The 14,551-nt window shown below is 66.4% G+C and carries 15 protein-coding genes and 1 tRNA gene; 5 read left to right on the top strand and 11 right to left on the bottom strand.

Features of this window, described 5'->3' with window-relative positions; all coding sequences use genetic code 11:
* Positions 1–19: 19 nt before the first annotated feature.
* From frr to rpsB, 4 genes are all read right to left on the bottom strand, one after another.
* A complete protein-coding gene (gene frr / locus OLX23_RS03150) occupies positions 20–577 on the bottom strand; it encodes a ribosome recycling factor (protein WP_264442980.1) in 558 nt (185 codons plus the stop codon).
* Between the two features lie 2 nt (positions 578–579).
* Positions 580–1,302 (bottom strand): UMP kinase, encoded by a 723-nt coding sequence (pyrH, locus tag OLX23_RS03145; RefSeq protein ID WP_264442978.1) that lies wholly within the window; start codon positions 1,300–1,302, stop codon positions 580–582.
* Between the two features lie 177 nt (positions 1,303–1,479).
* Positions 1,480–2,406, bottom strand: coding sequence for a translation elongation factor Ts (gene tsf / locus OLX23_RS03140; protein ID WP_264442976.1), 927 nt, complete (start codon positions 2,404–2,406; stop codon positions 1,480–1,482).
* A gap of 98 nt (positions 2,407–2,504) precedes the next feature.
* The gene (gene rpsB / locus OLX23_RS03135) at positions 2,505–3,272 is read right to left on the bottom strand and encodes a 30S ribosomal protein S2 (RefSeq protein ID WP_264442975.1); all 768 of its coding nucleotides are present in this window, start codon (positions 3,270–3,272) and stop codon (positions 2,505–2,507) included.
* Between the two features lie 370 nt (positions 3,273–3,642).
* Between rpsB and OLX23_RS03130 the strand changes: the two genes are divergently transcribed.
* Together OLX23_RS03130 and OLX23_RS03125 are read left to right on the top strand one after the other, a co-directional pair.
* Positions 3,643–3,909, top strand: coding sequence for a hypothetical protein (locus tag OLX23_RS03130; RefSeq protein ID WP_264442974.1), 267 nt, complete (start codon positions 3,643–3,645; stop codon positions 3,907–3,909).
* Between the two features lie 236 nt (positions 3,910–4,145).
* Positions 4,146–4,400, top strand: coding sequence for a hypothetical protein (locus OLX23_RS03125; protein WP_264442973.1), 255 nt, complete (start codon positions 4,146–4,148; stop codon positions 4,398–4,400).
* Here OLX23_RS03125 and pssA read toward each other — a convergent pair.
* The 4 genes from pssA to OLX23_RS03105 form a co-directional block, all read right to left on the bottom strand.
* Positions 4,348–5,157 (bottom strand): CDP-diacylglycerol--serine O-phosphatidyltransferase, encoded by an 810-nt coding sequence (gene pssA, locus OLX23_RS03120; RefSeq protein WP_264442972.1) that lies wholly within the window; start codon positions 5,155–5,157, stop codon positions 4,348–4,350. The genes OLX23_RS03125 and pssA overlap by 53 nt on opposite strands.
* Entirely contained in the window at positions 5,154–5,903 is a 750-nt protein-coding gene (locus OLX23_RS03115; protein WP_264442971.1) for a phosphatidylserine decarboxylase, read from the bottom strand. Before OLX23_RS03115 ends, pssA begins: the two co-directional genes overlap by 4 nt.
* A gap of 291 nt (positions 5,904–6,194) precedes the next feature.
* Complete coding sequence (gene chrA / locus OLX23_RS03110; protein ID WP_264442970.1) at positions 6,195–7,508, bottom strand: chromate efflux transporter; 1,314 nt, start codon at positions 7,506–7,508, stop codon at positions 6,195–6,197.
* Between the two features lie 175 nt (positions 7,509–7,683).
* Positions 7,684–7,769 (bottom strand) — tRNA-Tyr (locus OLX23_RS03105).
* A gap of 258 nt (positions 7,770–8,027) precedes the next feature.
* Between OLX23_RS03105 and rlmB the strand changes: the two genes are divergently transcribed.
* Positions 8,028–8,825, top strand: coding sequence for a 23S rRNA (guanosine(2251)-2'-O)-methyltransferase RlmB (rlmB, locus tag OLX23_RS03100; RefSeq protein WP_264442968.1), 798 nt, complete (start codon positions 8,028–8,030; stop codon positions 8,823–8,825).
* 31 nt (positions 8,826–8,856) lie between these two features.
* Positions 8,857–9,690 carry a hypothetical protein gene (locus OLX23_RS03095; protein WP_264442966.1) on the top strand — a complete coding sequence of 278 codons (834 nt, stop codon included), beginning with the start codon at positions 8,857–8,859 and terminating at the stop codon, positions 9,688–9,690.
* A gap of 255 nt (positions 9,691–9,945) precedes the next feature.
* Here OLX23_RS03095 and OLX23_RS03090 read toward each other — a convergent pair whose 3' ends face one another.
* Complete coding sequence (locus OLX23_RS03090) at positions 9,946–10,218, bottom strand: HU family DNA-binding protein (protein ID WP_264442963.1); 273 nt, start codon at positions 10,216–10,218, stop codon at positions 9,946–9,948.
* A gap of 280 nt (positions 10,219–10,498) precedes the next feature.
* Complete coding sequence (gene lon, locus OLX23_RS03085) at positions 10,499–12,913, bottom strand: endopeptidase La (protein ID WP_264442960.1); 2,415 nt, start codon at positions 12,911–12,913, stop codon at positions 10,499–10,501.
* Positions 12,914–13,279: 366 nt separating this feature from the next.
* Between lon and OLX23_RS03080 the strand changes: the two genes are divergently transcribed.
* Positions 13,280–14,068 carry a TSUP family transporter gene (locus OLX23_RS03080; protein ID WP_264442959.1) on the top strand — a complete coding sequence of 263 codons (789 nt, stop codon included), beginning with the start codon at positions 13,280–13,282 and terminating at the stop codon, positions 14,066–14,068.
* Positions 14,069–14,253: 185 nt separating this feature from the next.
* Here OLX23_RS03080 and OLX23_RS03075 read toward each other — a convergent pair whose 3' ends face one another.
* Positions 14,254–14,415 carry a hypothetical protein gene (locus tag OLX23_RS03075; RefSeq protein ID WP_264442957.1) on the bottom strand — a complete coding sequence of 54 codons (162 nt, stop codon included), beginning with the start codon at positions 14,413–14,415 and terminating at the stop codon, positions 14,254–14,256.
* Between the last annotated feature and the right edge of the window lie 136 nt (positions 14,416–14,551).

Here is a 14,551-nt window from a genome sequence, read left to right as displayed (position 1 = left end):
ATCTGTGCCGAACCTGGCCTCACTGGGAGAGGATTTCTTTTTCCTTCTGCGCCGCTACCTCGTCGAGCGCCTTGATCTGCTCGTCGGTCAGCTTCTGCACCTCGGTCTCACCGCGCTTGCGCTCGTCTTCCGAGATTTCCTTCTTGTTTTCGTCGGCCTTGAGTGCGTCCATGCCGTCGCGGCGGACGTTGCGAATGGCAACACGAGCCTTTTCAGCATATTGGTGCGCAAGCTTGGCAAGTTCCTTGCGACGCTCTTCGGTCAGATCGGGGATCGGCAAACGGATGTTGTTGCCGTCGTTGATCGGGTTCAGGCCGAGCCCGGCCGAGCGGATCGCCTTCTCCACCGGGGTCACGTTCGACTTGTCCCAGACCTGCACCGACAGCAGCCGCGGCTCGGGCGCGGAGACGGTCGCGACCTGGTTGAGCGGCATCATCGCGCCATAGACCTCGACCGTGATCGGATCGAGCAGCGCGGTGTTGGCACGGCCCGTGCGCAGACCGGAAAGGTCGCTGCGCAGCGATTCCACGGCGCCCTTCATGCGGCGTTCGAGATCCGCCTTGTCGTACTTGGCCATGTTCAGGCTCCCTTCTGCACGATCGTCTGCACGCCCTCACCGGCGAGAACGCGGGCGAGGTTGCCCTTCTCGCGGATCGAGAACACGACGATCGGAATGTTGTTGTCGCGGCACAGCGCCACGGCCGAGGCGTCCATGACCTTCAGGTTATCCGCCAGGACCGTATCGTAATCGACGGAATCATAACGCTTCGCGTCGGGGTTCGTCTTGGGATCGGCATCGTAGACACCATCGACGCTGGTGCCCTTGAGCAGCGCGTCGCAGCGCATCTCGGCGGCGCGCAGCGCAGCCCCGCTGTCGGTGGTGAAGTAAGGCGCGCCGACACCCGCGGCGAAGATCACCACGCGGCCCTTTTCGAGGTGACGCTCAGCGCGGCGGCGGATCACCGGCTCGCAGACCGCGTCCATCTGCACGGCCGACTGCACGCGCGTCTGCACGCCGAGCTGTTCGAGCGCATTCTGCATAGCCAGAGCGTTCATCACCGTCGCCAGCATGCCCATGTAGTCGGCCTGGGCGCGGTCCATGCCCTTGGCCGCACCGGCCATGCCGCGGAAGATGTTGCCACCACCGATGACGAGGCAGATCTCGAGCCCGGTATCCTTGGCCGCCTTCACTTCCTTGGCCAGTTCGGCGACGAAATCGGAATCGATGCCGAACTGCTGGTTCCCCATCAGCACCTCGCCGGAGAGCTTGAGCAGGATGCGTTTGTAGCTGGGCGAACTCATGGGTGCGAAAGCGTCCGTTTGGCGGGAAGGCGGCCCTTATAGCCCTAAGCGGGAGGCTGCCAAGTGCGCGCTGGGCGTAAAAAATCCTCCCTGGCGCAGCGCGAGGGAGGCGACGGACCCCGCAGGGCCCGATGGCCCCTCCCCGTCCCGCCGCAGCGGAACGGAGAGGGTGCGCGATCAGTTCAGACCGGCCGCGGCGGCAACTTCTGCCGCGAAGTCGCTGACTTCCTTCTCGATGCCTTCACCGAGCTGGAAGCGGACATAGTCCTTGAGCACGATCTTGGTGCCAGCGGCCTTGCCGGCCTGCTCGACGACCTGGGCGATCGGGGTCTTGTTGTCGATGACGAACAGCTGCGAGAGCAGCGCGTTGTCCTTGGCGTACTTGGCCACGGCGCCGTCGACCATCTTGGCCTGGACCTCGGCGGGCTTGCCGCTTTCGGCCGCCTTCTCGGCCGCGATCTTGCGCTCGCGGGCCAGGGTGTCGGCGTCGAGATCCTCGGCGTTCAGCGCCAGCGGGAACGCCGCGGCGATGTGCATGGCGATCTGCTTGCCCAGCGGCTCGAGCACGTCGGCACCGGCCTCCGATTCGAGCGCGACGAGCACGCCGATCTTGCCGAGGTTCGGCGCAGCGGCGTTGTGCATGTAGGGCACGACGATGCCCTGCGACACGGCGACCTGCTTGATGCGGCGAACCTGCTGGTTCTCACCGATCGTCGCGACGTTGTTGGTCAGCGTGTCGGCGACCGTGCCGCCGTCGGGATAGGCGGCAGCCTTCAGGGCTTCGACGTCCGACGTGCCGGTCTCGAGCGCGACCTGCGTGGTCTTGCGCACGAAGTCCTGGAACTGCTCGTTCTTGGCGACGAAGTCGGTTTCCGAGTTCACCTCGACGGCAACGCCCTTGGTGCCGGCAACGGCGACGCCGACCAGGCCCTCGGCCGCGGTGCGGCTGGACTTCTTGGCGACGGCGGCGAGGCCCTTGGCGCGCAGGCTGTCGACGGCGGCTTCCATGTCGCCGCCGGTCTCGTCGAGAGCCTTCTTGCAGTCCATCATGCCGGCGCCGGTGCGCTCGCGCAGGTTCTTCACGTCAGTGGCGGTGTAAGCCATTGCGGATTTCCTCTTGTAGAAATGCTTGTGATGCGCCCGGGCCCGTGGGCCCGGAGCGCGACAACTTCATGACAGCCGCGGCGAAGCGGCCATCATCATCAGGCCTCGGCGGTTTCCGCGATGGCGTCTTCGGCCAGCGGGTTGTCGAACGCGCCGATGTCGGCACCCGACGAAACGACGGCATCGCGGCCGCCCTTCTTGGCAGCCTGGCTCACCGCGTCGCAGTAGAGGCGGATGGCGCGGCTGGCGTCGTCGTTGGCCGGGATCGGGAAGGCGATGCCATCGGGCGAGACGTTCGAATCGAGGATCGCGACGACCGGGATACCCAGGACGTTGGCTTCCTTGATCGCCAGCTCTTCCTTGTTGGCGTCGATCACGAACATGACGTCGGGGATGCCGCCCATGTCGCGGATACCGCCAAGCGACAGCTCGAGCTTGTCACGCTCGCGCGTCAGCTGGAGGACTTCCTTCTTGGTCAGGCCCGCGGTGTCGCCCGAGAGCTGCTCTTCGAGCGCCTTGAAGCGCTTGATCGAGCCCGAGATGGTCTTCCAGTTGGTGAGCATGCCGCCCAGCCAGCGGTGGTTGACGAAGTGCTGGCCGGCCGCACGGGCGGCTTCGGCGATCGGCTGCTGCGCCTGGCGCTTGGTGCCGACGAAGAGCACCTTGCCGCCGGCGGCGACGGTCGACGAGATGAAGTCGAGCGCGCGCGCGAAGAGCGGCACGGTCTGCGACAGGTCGAGGATGTGCACACCGTTGCGGGCGCCGAAGATGTACGGCTTCATCCGCGGGTTCCAGCGGTGGGTCTGGTGGCCGAAGTGCGCGCCGGCCTCGATCAGTTGCTGCATCGTGACGGTAGGAGCCGCCATAGGATAATTCCTTTCCGGTTGGACCTCTGGGAAGCTGGAACCGTGCGGAAGGGCCCGCTGCGGCACCGGTATGTGATGCTTCCCATGTGGATTTCCGCCTGGCCCTGCCCCCGGAATGGGAACAGGCAACCTGCGGAAGCGGCGCCCTTAGTCCGATTTACCGCGCAAAGCCAGCCCCAATTTCGGGCAAAAAGCGCGCCGGACGCAGGAATTTGCGCGCGATCAAGGCCTTAACGCATCCTTTCCGCTTCTTAGTAGTTTTACCTAAGTAATTCCCGTGCTAGAGCTCAGACACAGGTTTCGAACAGGTTTTTCCACAGGTTAGGGCACAGCACGGGGGCAAATCGGGGGCAGGCAAAGGAGCAGGTCCATGTCCGTGTTGTTCGATTTCATGTTCGCGGCTCTTGGGGCGCTGGCCGTTGGCGCGATCGCCATGAGCTTCCGCGGCGCGCTCGCCCCTCTGGCGGATCTTCGGGCGGCGCTGCGTCAGCCCGTCCCCACCGAAGAGGTCCGCTTGACCCTGCGCGAGCATCGCGTGCTGGCTCGCATCCCACGCAGCCCGCTGCGCCATCACCGCGGCCCCAAGCCCGTTACCCACCGCCTCGGCGGACTCTCGCCGCGTCGCGCTGCCGCCTGAAGACGGCGACTTACCGTCGGCGCAGTACCGATAGGCTGCGCAATCAAGTCATTGAATTTTCGGGATAGACCTCAGGCCACCGCGACAAAAGCGCAAGACAACGCAAAATCCGCTTGACCGTCAGAACAAAACGAGAACATATTTGTCTCATCAGGAACATAACCGGTTCTGCTCCGGTTATCCCCACGATATTCCACTTCCGCAACCGCGGAGTGCCGAGGCGAAGGGTTTTCGAGATGCTTGCAATTCTCCTGACGACGCTGTTCACCGCCTCGGCCCTCCTGGCCGCCGGTACGATCGCCGGCACCTGGCGCCGTTACGGCCACGGCGCGCTCGCCCTGCGTCGTGAAGTCAAAGCTTTCAGCGAATGGCGCGAAGTTCGCGTGACCATCGACGAGATCAAGGTGCGCAGCACGGCCACCGTGCTTCGCCCGCAGTTCACAGCGGCGCGGGCGAATCCTTCGCGTTCCGCTCTCCCCGCTGCCGCTTGATCCGCAGGTAGTTGAACAGACCGATCGGAATGAGCAGCAGATAGGCTGCGCAGATCACCACCAGAGTGAGCCAGGGCTCGGTGACCAGCGCGGCAACCACGAGGCCCGCCAGCGCGATCATCTCGAGCCGGATGTTACGGCGCGGCCGCAGCTTGCCCCAGGATAGGGTCGGTACGCTCGAGATCATCAGGAAGGCGATCAGTGCCAGCCAGATACCGACCAGGATCGGCGAGGCGAATATCTCGGAATGGCCCGTTGCCAGCCACAGGTACATCGGCAGAAAGGCCAGCCCCGCCCCGACCGGCGCGGGCACGCCGGTGAGGAAACCCGCCGACTTGTGCGGCTGGTTTTCCGAATCGATGCGCGCATTGAACCGCGCAAGGCGCAGCACGCAGCAGATCGCGAAAGCCAGCGCGGCGAACCAGCCGACGCTGGGCAGCGACTGCAGGGTCCACAGATAGATGATCAGCGCCGGCGCCACGCCGAACGAGATCGAATCGGCAAGGCTGTCGAGCTCGGCGCCGAAGCGCGACTGCGCGTTGAGCAGCCGCGCGGCGCGGCCGTCGATGCCGTCGAGCACGCCGGCGAGGATGACCAGTTGTACCGCCTGCTCGAAATCGCGCGCGATGGCGAAACGGATGCCGGTGAGCCCGACGCAGAGCGCCGCCGCGGTGATCGCGTTCGGCACCATGGCCCGCAAGGTCAGCCCGCCGCGCAGACGGCGCGATCCGGGCTGGCGCGGGTCGGGTTCTGTCACTGCATGACCCCCTCGACCGTCCCGGCCTGGCCGATCTCGGCGAGGATGGTCTCGCCCGCAACGATCTTCTGGCCGAGCAGCACACGCGAATCGGTGCCTTCGGGCAGGTAGACGTCGACCCGGCTGCCGAAGCGGATCAGGCCGACCCTCTGGCCGGCCGCGAGCATGTCGCCCGGCTTGACGAAGGGCACGATACGACGCGCGACGAGGCCGGCGATCTGGGTGAAGCCGATCGCGGTACCGTCCCCGCGCTCGATCAGAATGTGCTGGCGCTCGTTCTCCTCGCTGGCCTTGTCGAGATCGGCGTTGAGGAAGCGGCCGGGAATGTAGATCACGCGGCGCACGGTCCCGCCGATCGGGGCGCGATTGATGTGGACGTCGAACACCGACATGAAGATCGAGATGCGCGTGACCGGCGCCTCGCCGAGCCGCGCGGCGGCCGAGCCGTCGTCGATCGTCAGCTCGCGCGGCGGCGGCACCTTCTGGATCAAGGTCACCAGACCGTCGGCCGGCGCGACGATGTAGCGATCGCCCTGCGGCGTGACGCGTTGCGGATCGCGGAAGAAGGCGCAGATACAGAACACCAGCAGGCCCATCGGCCAGGCGATGGTCTCCCATGCGAGGAACGCGAACAGTGCGCAGAGCACGGCCGCGATCGCCGCGAACTTGCGTGCTTCGGGATGGATTGCGGGCCAGCGCCAGCTGGCTTCACCGCGGCCCTGATTGTCGAGAATTTCACCTGCCATGGCGGGGGTTATTAGGTAGTGCCCGCGCGATTGCCAAGCGCGGCCCGTGACTTGGCACGGGAGAAGCCTCCTCGGATCCCTCCGCCCGCCGCCAATACGGACCGTAAACCACCGCCAATATGCCGCCTGGTGGACACAAAACCGTCGTTCGCGCGTTATACTCCTGCCGCGCACCCCACATATAACCGGCGCGGCACGACCCCGAGGGAAGAACAGCCCCTCGTCCCTTTAGCCCCGCCCGATCGAGCGGGGCTTCTTTTGGGACCGCGAGCCTTCGCCGCGCCGTCCAGGTCAGCCGATCCGCGACAGAATCAGGCCGCCGAGCGCCGCCAGCGCGAGCACCTTGATGACGTTGAGCCGGAAGCGGAAGATCAGCACGGCGGCCACCAGGGCCAGCAATGCGGCGCGCCAGTCGAAGGTCGACGCATCGGGCACATAGAGCCGCAGCGGCCCCGCCGTCGCTTCCTCCACCCGCGCGAACAGCACATGCAGCAGGAACCACAGGCTGAGATTGGCGATGACGCCGACCACCGCCGAAGTCAGAGCCGCGAGCCCGCCGTTGAGGCGGCGCGCATGCTCGAGCCGCTCGATCCACGGCGCCAGTGCGAATATCCAAAGGAAGCACGGCACGAAGGTGACCCAAGTGGTCAGCACGGCGCCGAGGATTCCGGCGACCAGCGGCGTGAACGGATCGGGCGCGCGGAACGCGGCGAGATAGCCCACGAACTGCGTGACCATGATCAGCGGCCCCGGCGTCGTCTCGGCGAGGCCCAACCCGTCGGCCATCTCGCCCGCCGACAGCCAGCCGAAGCCGTGCACCGCCTCCTGCGCCATATAGGCCAGCACCGAATAGGCACCGCCGAAGGTGACCACCGCGAGCTGCGAGAAGAACAGGCCGATCTGCCAGAGAACGTGATCGCGCCCGAGCAGGAGCAGCACCAGAGCCATCGGCAAGGCCCAGGCCGCGCCCCAGACGAGCACCGCGGCGACACTCTGCCTCCAGGGTCGCGGGCTTGCCGCCGGCGGATCGCCCAGAGGCTTGAGCGCCAGCCAGGCCGGCCGCGCCGCAGCGACCGCCATGCCGATCGCCCCCGCGCCCAGTACGACGAGCGGGAACGGCAGATCGAGAAAGAACAGCGCGAGGAAGGCGACCACCGCCAGCGCCTTCTTGAAGCGGGTGTTGAGCGCCCGGCCGGCGATTCGCATCAGCGCCTGCACCACGATCGCCAGCACCGCCGCCTTGATCCCGAGGAACAGCGCCGCGAACCAGTCGATCTGGGCCGACCAGGCATAGAGCATCGACAGCGCGAGAATGACCAGGGCGCCGGGCAGGACGAAGAGCATCCCGGCCGCCAGCCCGCCGCGCAGCCCGTGCAGCTTCCAGCCGATCCACGTCGCCAGTTGCTGCGCCTCGGGCCCGGGCAACAGGTGGCAGAAATTGAGCGCATGCAGATACTGCGCCTCGCTGACCCAGCCGCGCTCCTCGACGAGTTCGCGATGCATCAGCGCGATCTGGCCCGCGGGCCCGCCGAAACTGAGAAAGCCGATGCGCGCGCAGACCCGCACCAGCTCGGAAAAATCGGGTTTCTCGGAAAAGCCGCTCACTTTCGCCTCATGCCTTTCATCCGCAAGTCTGCGGACGATCAAGGCAACGCTTGGGCGACGGGGCCTGGACGGGAGGTTGCTTGATCCCGTTAGCGCGGCCTAGCAGCTCGCGGGAAACCTGCCAAGCCGGCGACGATCGCGGAAGGGAGATCGCCCCGGAGGGCGGAGAGGTCGGTGGTGGACAGGGCTGGATTCGAACCAGCGTACGCTTGCACGGGCAGATTTACAGTCTGCTGCCTTTAACCACTCGGCCACCTGTCCACACCGGTTTGCCGGTGCGGGGAGAACCCCGCTTCGTGCGGCTCCACAGGGGAGCCTTCCGGCCGAGAGGCGCGCTCATGGCGAAGCGAGCCTTGCCTGTCAATGGGGCGACTGGCAGGAGCGTCATGTTTCGTGATTGCGGCACCGGCCCGCGCCCCCACCCGACCGCCCACAGGCTACTATCGTTGGGGGGTCGGGTGGGGACGCGGGCCGGTGCCGCTTCGACGAAGTCTAACACCATATATAAAAGGACATGACATGAGCGCCGGCAAAGAAGACCGCCCGAAGCGAGCCCTGCGCGGACGCGCCGGCCGGATGAAGGGTGGCCGCGGTTCCGGGCGCGCGAGCAGCGGCCAGGTGCGCCTCTGGGGCCGCCATGCGGTCGAAGCCGCGCTCAAGAATCCCGAGCGCCGGCATCACAAGCTCTGGGCGACGCGCGAAGGCATCGAATCGCTCGACGGCGAACTGCCCGCCAACTTTCCCGTCGAATATGCGCAAGGCGCCGATCTCGCCCGGCTGGTGGCGCGCGAGGCGCCACACCAGGGGCTCGTGCTCGAATGCGCGCCGCTCGACGACATTTTCCTCGGCGACGTGCTCGAAGGCGATCCCACGCGGCCATTGCTGATTCTCGACCAGGTGACCGATCCGCACAACGTCGGCGCGATCATGCGCTCGGCCGCGGCCTTCGACGCCTGCGCGATCGTCACGCAGGACCGCCATGCCCCGCCCGAATCGGGCGTGGTCGCGAAATCGGCCTCGGGCGCGCTCGAGATCGTGCCCTGGGTCCGCGTGGTGAACCTAGCCCGCGCGCTCGAGGAGATCGCCGAGGCCGGGTACTGGCGAATCGGCTTGGCCGGTGAAGCCAAGTCCACGCTCGGCGAGGCCCTGCCCGCCGGCCCGGTCGCGCTGGTGCTCGGTGCCGAGGGCGAAGGCATGCGCCAGAACATCGCCGCGCACTGCGACGCGCTGGCCAGGCTGCCGATCAGCGAGGCGATGGAAAGCCTCAACGTGTCGAACGCAGCAGCCATTGCACTCTATGCGGTCGCCACGCGATAAGGCGGGAAGTCACTCCACGGGGGGATCTCTCATGCAGTCGATTTTCGCACCGCGCACCGGGGGCATGCTGATCGCGCTGATCAGCATGCTGCTTTCGGCCTGCCTGTTCGCACCGGGCAAGTTCACCTCGACGCTCGACCTGCGCAAGGACGGGCAGTTCAGCTTCGCCTATACCGGCGAGATCCACATGCTGGCGCTGAGCAAGCTGGCCGAGGAAGCGAACAAGGCGCCGGCAAGCTTCACGCCCGAGACCTGCTACAAGGACGACACCTTCGACGAGCGCCCCTGCACCGACGAGGACCTGGCCAAGCAGAAGCAGGCCTGGGAAGAGGAGCAGGCGCGCTCGGCCGAGAAGCGGCAGCAGGACGCGCAATCGATGCGCGCGATCCTCGGCGGGATCGATCCGAGCAGCCCCAAGGCGGCCGAAGAGCTCGCCGCAAGGCTGCGCCGACAGGCCGGCTGGAAGCGCGTCGACTACAAGGGCGACGGGCTGTTCGACGTCGACTTCGCAATCACGGGCCGGCTCGACCACGACTTCACCTTCCCGACGATCGAACGCTTCCCGATGGCCAACGCCTTCGTCCAGATCGCCATGCGTAACGACGGTTCGGTGCGCGTCGACGCCCCCGGCTTCGCACCGGCGGCGGGCGGCGAGCCGTTCCGCTCGATGATGGGCGCGAAGGACAACATGCCGCCCCCCTCGCCGGTGGATGGCACCTTCACCTTGCGCACCGACGGCACGATCCTGGCGAACAACACCGACGAAGGGCCGCAGCCCGATCCGGCCGGGCAGAAGCTCGACTGGGCGGTGAACCTACGCACCCCGGCGGCACCGACCGCGCTGATCAAGCTGGGCAACCCGTAACGGCTCTTCTCCGCCCCACCTGACTTCTCGTCGCCCCTGCGCAGGCAGGGGCCCAACCAAGCTTTCGGTCTGACACGAGAGGCGCGTGAAGCGCGCTGTCAGATGGGCCCCTGCCTACGCAGGGGCGACGGTTGGAGGGAAAGGCCGAAATGGCGCTCAAACGAAAATGCCGCGCCTGAGGGTCAGACGCGGCACCGGTACTCCCAATGTTTTATTCTTGTGGCGCGGCGAGAGGCGGCCGCGCGGATAGGACGCTTAGTTGACCGCGTCCTTGAGACCCTTGCCGGCCTTGAACTTCGGCTGCGACGAAGCCTTGATCTTCATCGGTTCGCCCGTCCGGGGGTTGCGGCCCGTCGAGGCCTTGCGCTTGGCGACAGAGAACGTACCGAAACCAACGAGGCGCACTTCGTCGCCCTTCTTGAGCGCGCCGGTGATGGCTTCGAAGACGCCTTCGACAGCCTTCGTGGCATCGCTACGCGTCAGGCCGCTCGTATCCGCGACCGCGCCGATCAGATCGTTTTTGTTCATTATGGAAACCCCCTACCTTTCAGTGGAACCGAAAACCGATTTCGCCTCTCTTATAAGCGGCGCGAATTGAGCGAGTTTTCCCGAAACTGTCAAAGCGAAATGGGCGCGGCAGGCGTTGAATCTTCCCTAATTTCCGAGCTTTTCGACAAAGTGAGCGGTTTTGAGCGCGCCGTCCGCATGGCGCCCCCACACAGCAGGCTCCGCACGCAAAACGGCGACCCGGAACAGGTTCCGAGTCGCCGCAATGCAACATCGATGTCTGGCCCGATCGGGCCCCCGATCAGTGCGCCGTCGGCGATGCCGCGGGCGCATTGGCGCCGGGCGCGGCGGCCTGGCTGGCCAGTTCGTCGGCCTCGGTCCATTCGATCGCTTCCAGCGGCTGCGTGAGCGCCTTGGCGAGCACCTCGTCGACGTGGCTGACGGGGATGATCTCCAGCCCCTCCTTCACGTTGGCGGGGATCTCGGCGAGGTCCTTCTTGTTCTCCTCGGGGATCAGCACGGTCTTGATGCCGCCGCGCAGCGCGGCGAGCAGCTTCTCCTTGAGCCCGCCGATCGGCAGCACGCGGCCGCGCAAGGTGACCTCGCCGGTCATCGCCACGTCCGAGCGGACGGGAATGCCCGTCAGGGTCGAGACGATCGAGGTGACCATGCCGATGCCCGCGCTCGGACCATCCTTGGGTACCGCGCCTTCGGGCAGGTGGATGTGGATGTCCTTGCGCTGGAAGATCGACGGCTTGATGCCATAGGCCGGGCTGCGCGCCTTGACGAAGCTGAAGGCCGCCTGGACCGACTCGGTCATCACCTCGCCGAGCTTGCCCGTGGTCTTCACCCCGCCCTTGCCGGGCACGGTAACGCTTTCGATCGTCAGCAGCTCGCCGCCGACCTCGGTCCAGGCCAGGCCCGTGACCGCGCCGACCTGGTGCTCGTCGTCGGACATGCCGTGGCGATACTTGCGCACCCCGGCGAAGTCGCCGAGGTTTTCGGGCGTCACGGTGACTTCGCTGGCCTTGCCCTCGAGGATCTGGCGCAGCGACTTGCGCGCCAGCTTGGCGATCTCGCGCTCGAGCGTGCGCACGCCGGCCTCGCGGGTGTAATAGCGGATCAGGTCGCGCAGGCCAGCTTCGGTCAGGGTGAACTCACCCTTCTTGAGCCCGTGCGCCTCGACCTGCTTGGCGATCAGGTGGCGCGTCGCGATCTCGACCTTCTCGTCCTCGGTGTAACCCTCGAGCCGGATGATCTCCATGCGGTCGAGCAGCGGCTGCGGCAGGTTCAGGCTGTTCGCCGTGCAGACGAACATGACGTCCGACAGATCGATGTCGAGTTCGAGGTAGTGGTCCTGGAACTTGGCGTTCTGTTCGGGATCGAGCACCTCGAGCAGCGCCGAGGCCGGATCGCCGCGGAAGTCCTGGCCCAGCTTGTCGATCTCGTCGAGCAGGAACAGCGGATTGCTGGTGCCCGACTTGCGCAGGTTGGTGACGATCTTGCCCGGCAGCGAGCCGATGTAGGTGCGGCGATGGCCGCGGATCTCGGCCTCGTCGCGCACGCCGCCCAGCGACTGGCGGATGAACTGGCGGCCGGTCGCCTTGGCGATCGACTTGCCCAGCGAGGTCTTGCCCACGCCCGGCGGACCGACGAGGCACAGGATCGGCCCCTTCAGCTTGTTGGTGCGCGCCTGGACGGCCAGATACTCGACGATCCGGTCCTTGACCTTCTCGAGCGCGTAGTGATCGTCGTCGAGCACGGCCTGGGCCGCGGCGATGTCCTTCTTGAGCTTGCTCTTCTTGCCCCAGGGCAGGCCGAGCAACACGTCGAGGTAGTTGCGGATGACGGTCGCCTCGGCGCTCATCGGCTGCATCGACTTGAGCTTCTTGAGCTCGGCCGTGGCCTTGGCGCGGGCTTCCTTCGAGAGCTTGAGCTTCTCGATCTTCTCCTGCAGTTCGGCGATCTCGTTGGCTTCCTCGCCGTCGCCGCCGCCCAGCTCGGACTGGATCGCCTTGAGCTGTTCGTTGAGGTAATATTCGCGCTGCGTCTTCTCCATCTGCCGCTTCACGCGGCCGCGGATCTTGCGCTCGACCTGCAGCACGCCGAGTTCGCCCTCCATGAAGGAGAACACCATCTCGAGCCGCTTGAGCGGATCGGTCTCGCTCAGCAGCGACTGCTTGTCGGACACCTTCGCCGAAAGCTGCGCGGCAATCGTGTCGGCAAGCTTCGAGGGTTCCTCGATATCGCCGAGCTGTTCGCCGGCATCCTGCGAGAGCTTCTTGTTGAGCTTGGCATATTCGCCGAACTGATCGACGACCGAGCGCATCATCGCCGAAACCTCGGCGCCTTCGGCCTCGACCGGTTCGACCGTCTCGACCTGGGCGACCAGCATCTCGCCGTTCGCGCCCTGCTCGGTGCGCAGTGACTGGAGCTGCGCGCGCTGCTGGCCTTCGACCAGCACGCGGACCGTGCCGTCGGGCAGCTTGAGCAGCTGGAGCACACGCGCGATCACGCCGGTATCGTAGAGATCGTCGCGATCGGGATCGTCGCAGCCCGGATCGAGCTGCGCGAGGAGAAAGATGTCCTTGTCGCCCGTCATCGCCGCTTCGAGCGCGGCCACCGACTTCTCGCGGCCGACGAACAGCGGCACGACCATGCCGGGGAACACGACGATGTCGCGCAGGGGAAGGAGGGGAAGCAAGTTCAAGGTCATATCCACCCACTACGGCGCGGGAAGCGCGCCTGCCGGAGAGTTCCGGCGTTCCCGCATGATATGGGATGCAGGTGCGCGGCGCGCAATGGTCGTGCGGCCAGAGGCTGTGGATGGGGCCGCGGGTGTCTCAAGCCGGGAATGCGGCGAGGACGACCCGACCTTACCCCGGTTGCCCCCTTCCCGTCGCCCCTGCGCAGGCAGGGGCCTAACCAAGCTCTCGACCTGAAACGGAAAGCGCGGGGAGGCACGGTTGGCTGCGCCCCTGCCTGCGCAGGGGCGACGACCAGAAAATGAGCGCAAACCCGTTCTGGCATCTCCGCCTAATCGCGCATTCCGCTCGGCGTCGCGAGCGGCTAGAGCCCGATCATGGACATGGGTATCGACATCATAGCCCTGCTCGTGGGCGTGGCCTTCCTCGCCGGCACGATCGACGCGATTGCGGGCGGCGGCGGTCTGCTGACCATTCCGGCCTTGCTCGCCGCGGGCCTGCCGCCGGTTGCGGCGATCGCCACCAACAAGCTGCAGAGTTCGTTCGGCACAGGCGGCGCGGTGGTCGCCTTCGCGCGCAAGGGGCACATCGACTTCCGCCGCTTCGCCCTGCCCGCGCTGGCATCCTTCACCGGCTCGGCGACGGGCGCCTTCCTGCTGACCTTGATCGATCCCAAATTCCTTTCGGGCCTGATCCCGCTGCTGCTGATCGCGATGGCCACCTATTTCCTGCTGGCACCGAAGATGACCGACGAGGATCGCCACGTCCTGGCCGGGCCGCCGATGCTGCTGGCTATGGCCTTCGTGATCGGTGGCTACGACGGCTTCTTCGGACCGGGCACCGGTTCGTTCTTCATCACCGGACTGGTCGCGGTCTTCGGGCTCGGCGTGACGCGCGCGGTCGCGCATACCAAGCTGCTCAACTTCACGAGCAACCTGGCCGGGCTCGCCGTGCTGATCGCCAGCGGCCATGTCATGTGGAAGGTCGGCCTGCCGATGGCTGTGGGCGCGATCGCCGGCGGCCAGGTCGGCGCGCATACCGCGATCCGCTTCGGCGCGAGCACGGTGCGGCCGCTGCTGATCGTCATGTGCCTGGGCCTAACGGCAAAGCTGCTCGCCGATCCGACCAATCCACTGACGGCGGCCGTGCTGGCCTGGTTCGGGTAAAGCACCCGCCACTCGCCCTGGGCGAACTGCCCCTCGACGACAATCACCCCATCCCGTCGCCCCTGCGCAGGCAGGGGCCCAACTGACGGTGCCTTAAAGCACCGTCGCTCAGGACGAGAGCCCGGATAGGCCCTGCCTTCGCAGGGGCGACGGCAAGATGGACTGGCTGCCCTCTCGATCGCCGCTCAGCGCGCCTTGCGGAACACCCAGTGTTCGTCGAGCGCGGCGATGTCCTCGCCGATGTCGTGGTGGCGGTGGTGATGCGCCGAACCGCGCTGGTCGCTGGTGGCGCGAACCGCGGGTGGCACGATCTTGGCGACGGACGACGTCTCGTTCTGTACGCGCATGGCAATCCTCCTGCCCGGGAAGAAGTCTCGCCGCCGTTTTCGCGGCGACCGGGACTTTACCATGCGATACCCGGTTCGAGTCGATAAGGGGCGGCCACAAGCATGCAACGCATCGTCGCAGCCAGAGAACGCCCCG

Origin of the sequence: Novosphingobium sp. JCM 18896, from assembly GCF_025938095.1 — a bacterium.
GTDB lineage: Bacteria > Pseudomonadota > Alphaproteobacteria > Sphingomonadales > Sphingomonadaceae > Novosphingobium.
The sequence above is the reverse complement of the archived record's forward strand: the minus strand, read 5'-3'. Positions and strand labels throughout refer to the sequence as shown.

What these genes read in the sequence shown, in the direction of transcription:
- frr (WP_264442980.1), bottom strand. Translation starts at nt 577, where the DNA reads ATGGCCAAGTACGACAAGGCGGATCTCGAACGCCGCATGAAGGGCGCC.
- pyrH (WP_264442978.1), bottom strand. Translation starts at nt 1,302, where the DNA reads ATGAGTTCGCCCAGCTACAAACGCATCCTGCTCAAGCTCTCCGGCGAG.
- tsf (WP_264442976.1), bottom strand. Translation starts at nt 2,406, where the DNA reads ATGGCTTACACCGCCACTGACGTGAAGAACCTGCGCGAGCGCACCGGC.
- rpsB (WP_264442975.1), bottom strand. Translation starts at nt 3,272, where the DNA reads ATGGCGGCTCCTACCGTCACGATGCAGCAACTGATCGAGGCCGGCGCG.
- OLX23_RS03130 (WP_264442974.1), top strand. Translation starts at nt 3,643, where the DNA reads ATGTCCGTGTTGTTCGATTTCATGTTCGCGGCTCTTGGGGCGCTGGCC.
- OLX23_RS03125 (WP_264442973.1), top strand. Translation starts at nt 4,146, where the DNA reads ATGCTTGCAATTCTCCTGACGACGCTGTTCACCGCCTCGGCCCTCCTG.
- OLX23_RS03115 (WP_264442971.1), bottom strand. Translation starts at nt 5,903, where the DNA reads ATGGCAGGTGAAATTCTCGACAATCAGGGCCGCGGTGAAGCCAGCTGG.
- rlmB (WP_264442968.1), top strand. Translation starts at nt 8,028, where the DNA reads ATGAGCGCCGGCAAAGAAGACCGCCCGAAGCGAGCCCTGCGCGGACGC.
- OLX23_RS03095 (WP_264442966.1), top strand. Translation starts at nt 8,857, where the DNA reads ATGCAGTCGATTTTCGCACCGCGCACCGGGGGCATGCTGATCGCGCTG.
- OLX23_RS03090 (WP_264442963.1), bottom strand. Translation starts at nt 10,218, where the DNA reads ATGAACAAAAACGATCTGATCGGCGCGGTCGCGGATACGAGCGGCCTG.
- lon (WP_264442960.1), bottom strand. Translation starts at nt 12,913, where the DNA reads ATGACCTTGAACTTGCTTCCCCTCCTTCCCCTGCGCGACATCGTCGTG.
- OLX23_RS03080 (WP_264442959.1), top strand. Translation starts at nt 13,280, where the DNA reads ATGGACATGGGTATCGACATCATAGCCCTGCTCGTGGGCGTGGCCTTC.
- OLX23_RS03075 (WP_264442957.1), bottom strand. Translation starts at nt 14,415, where the DNA reads ATGCGCGTACAGAACGAGACGTCGTCCGTCGCCAAGATCGTGCCACCC.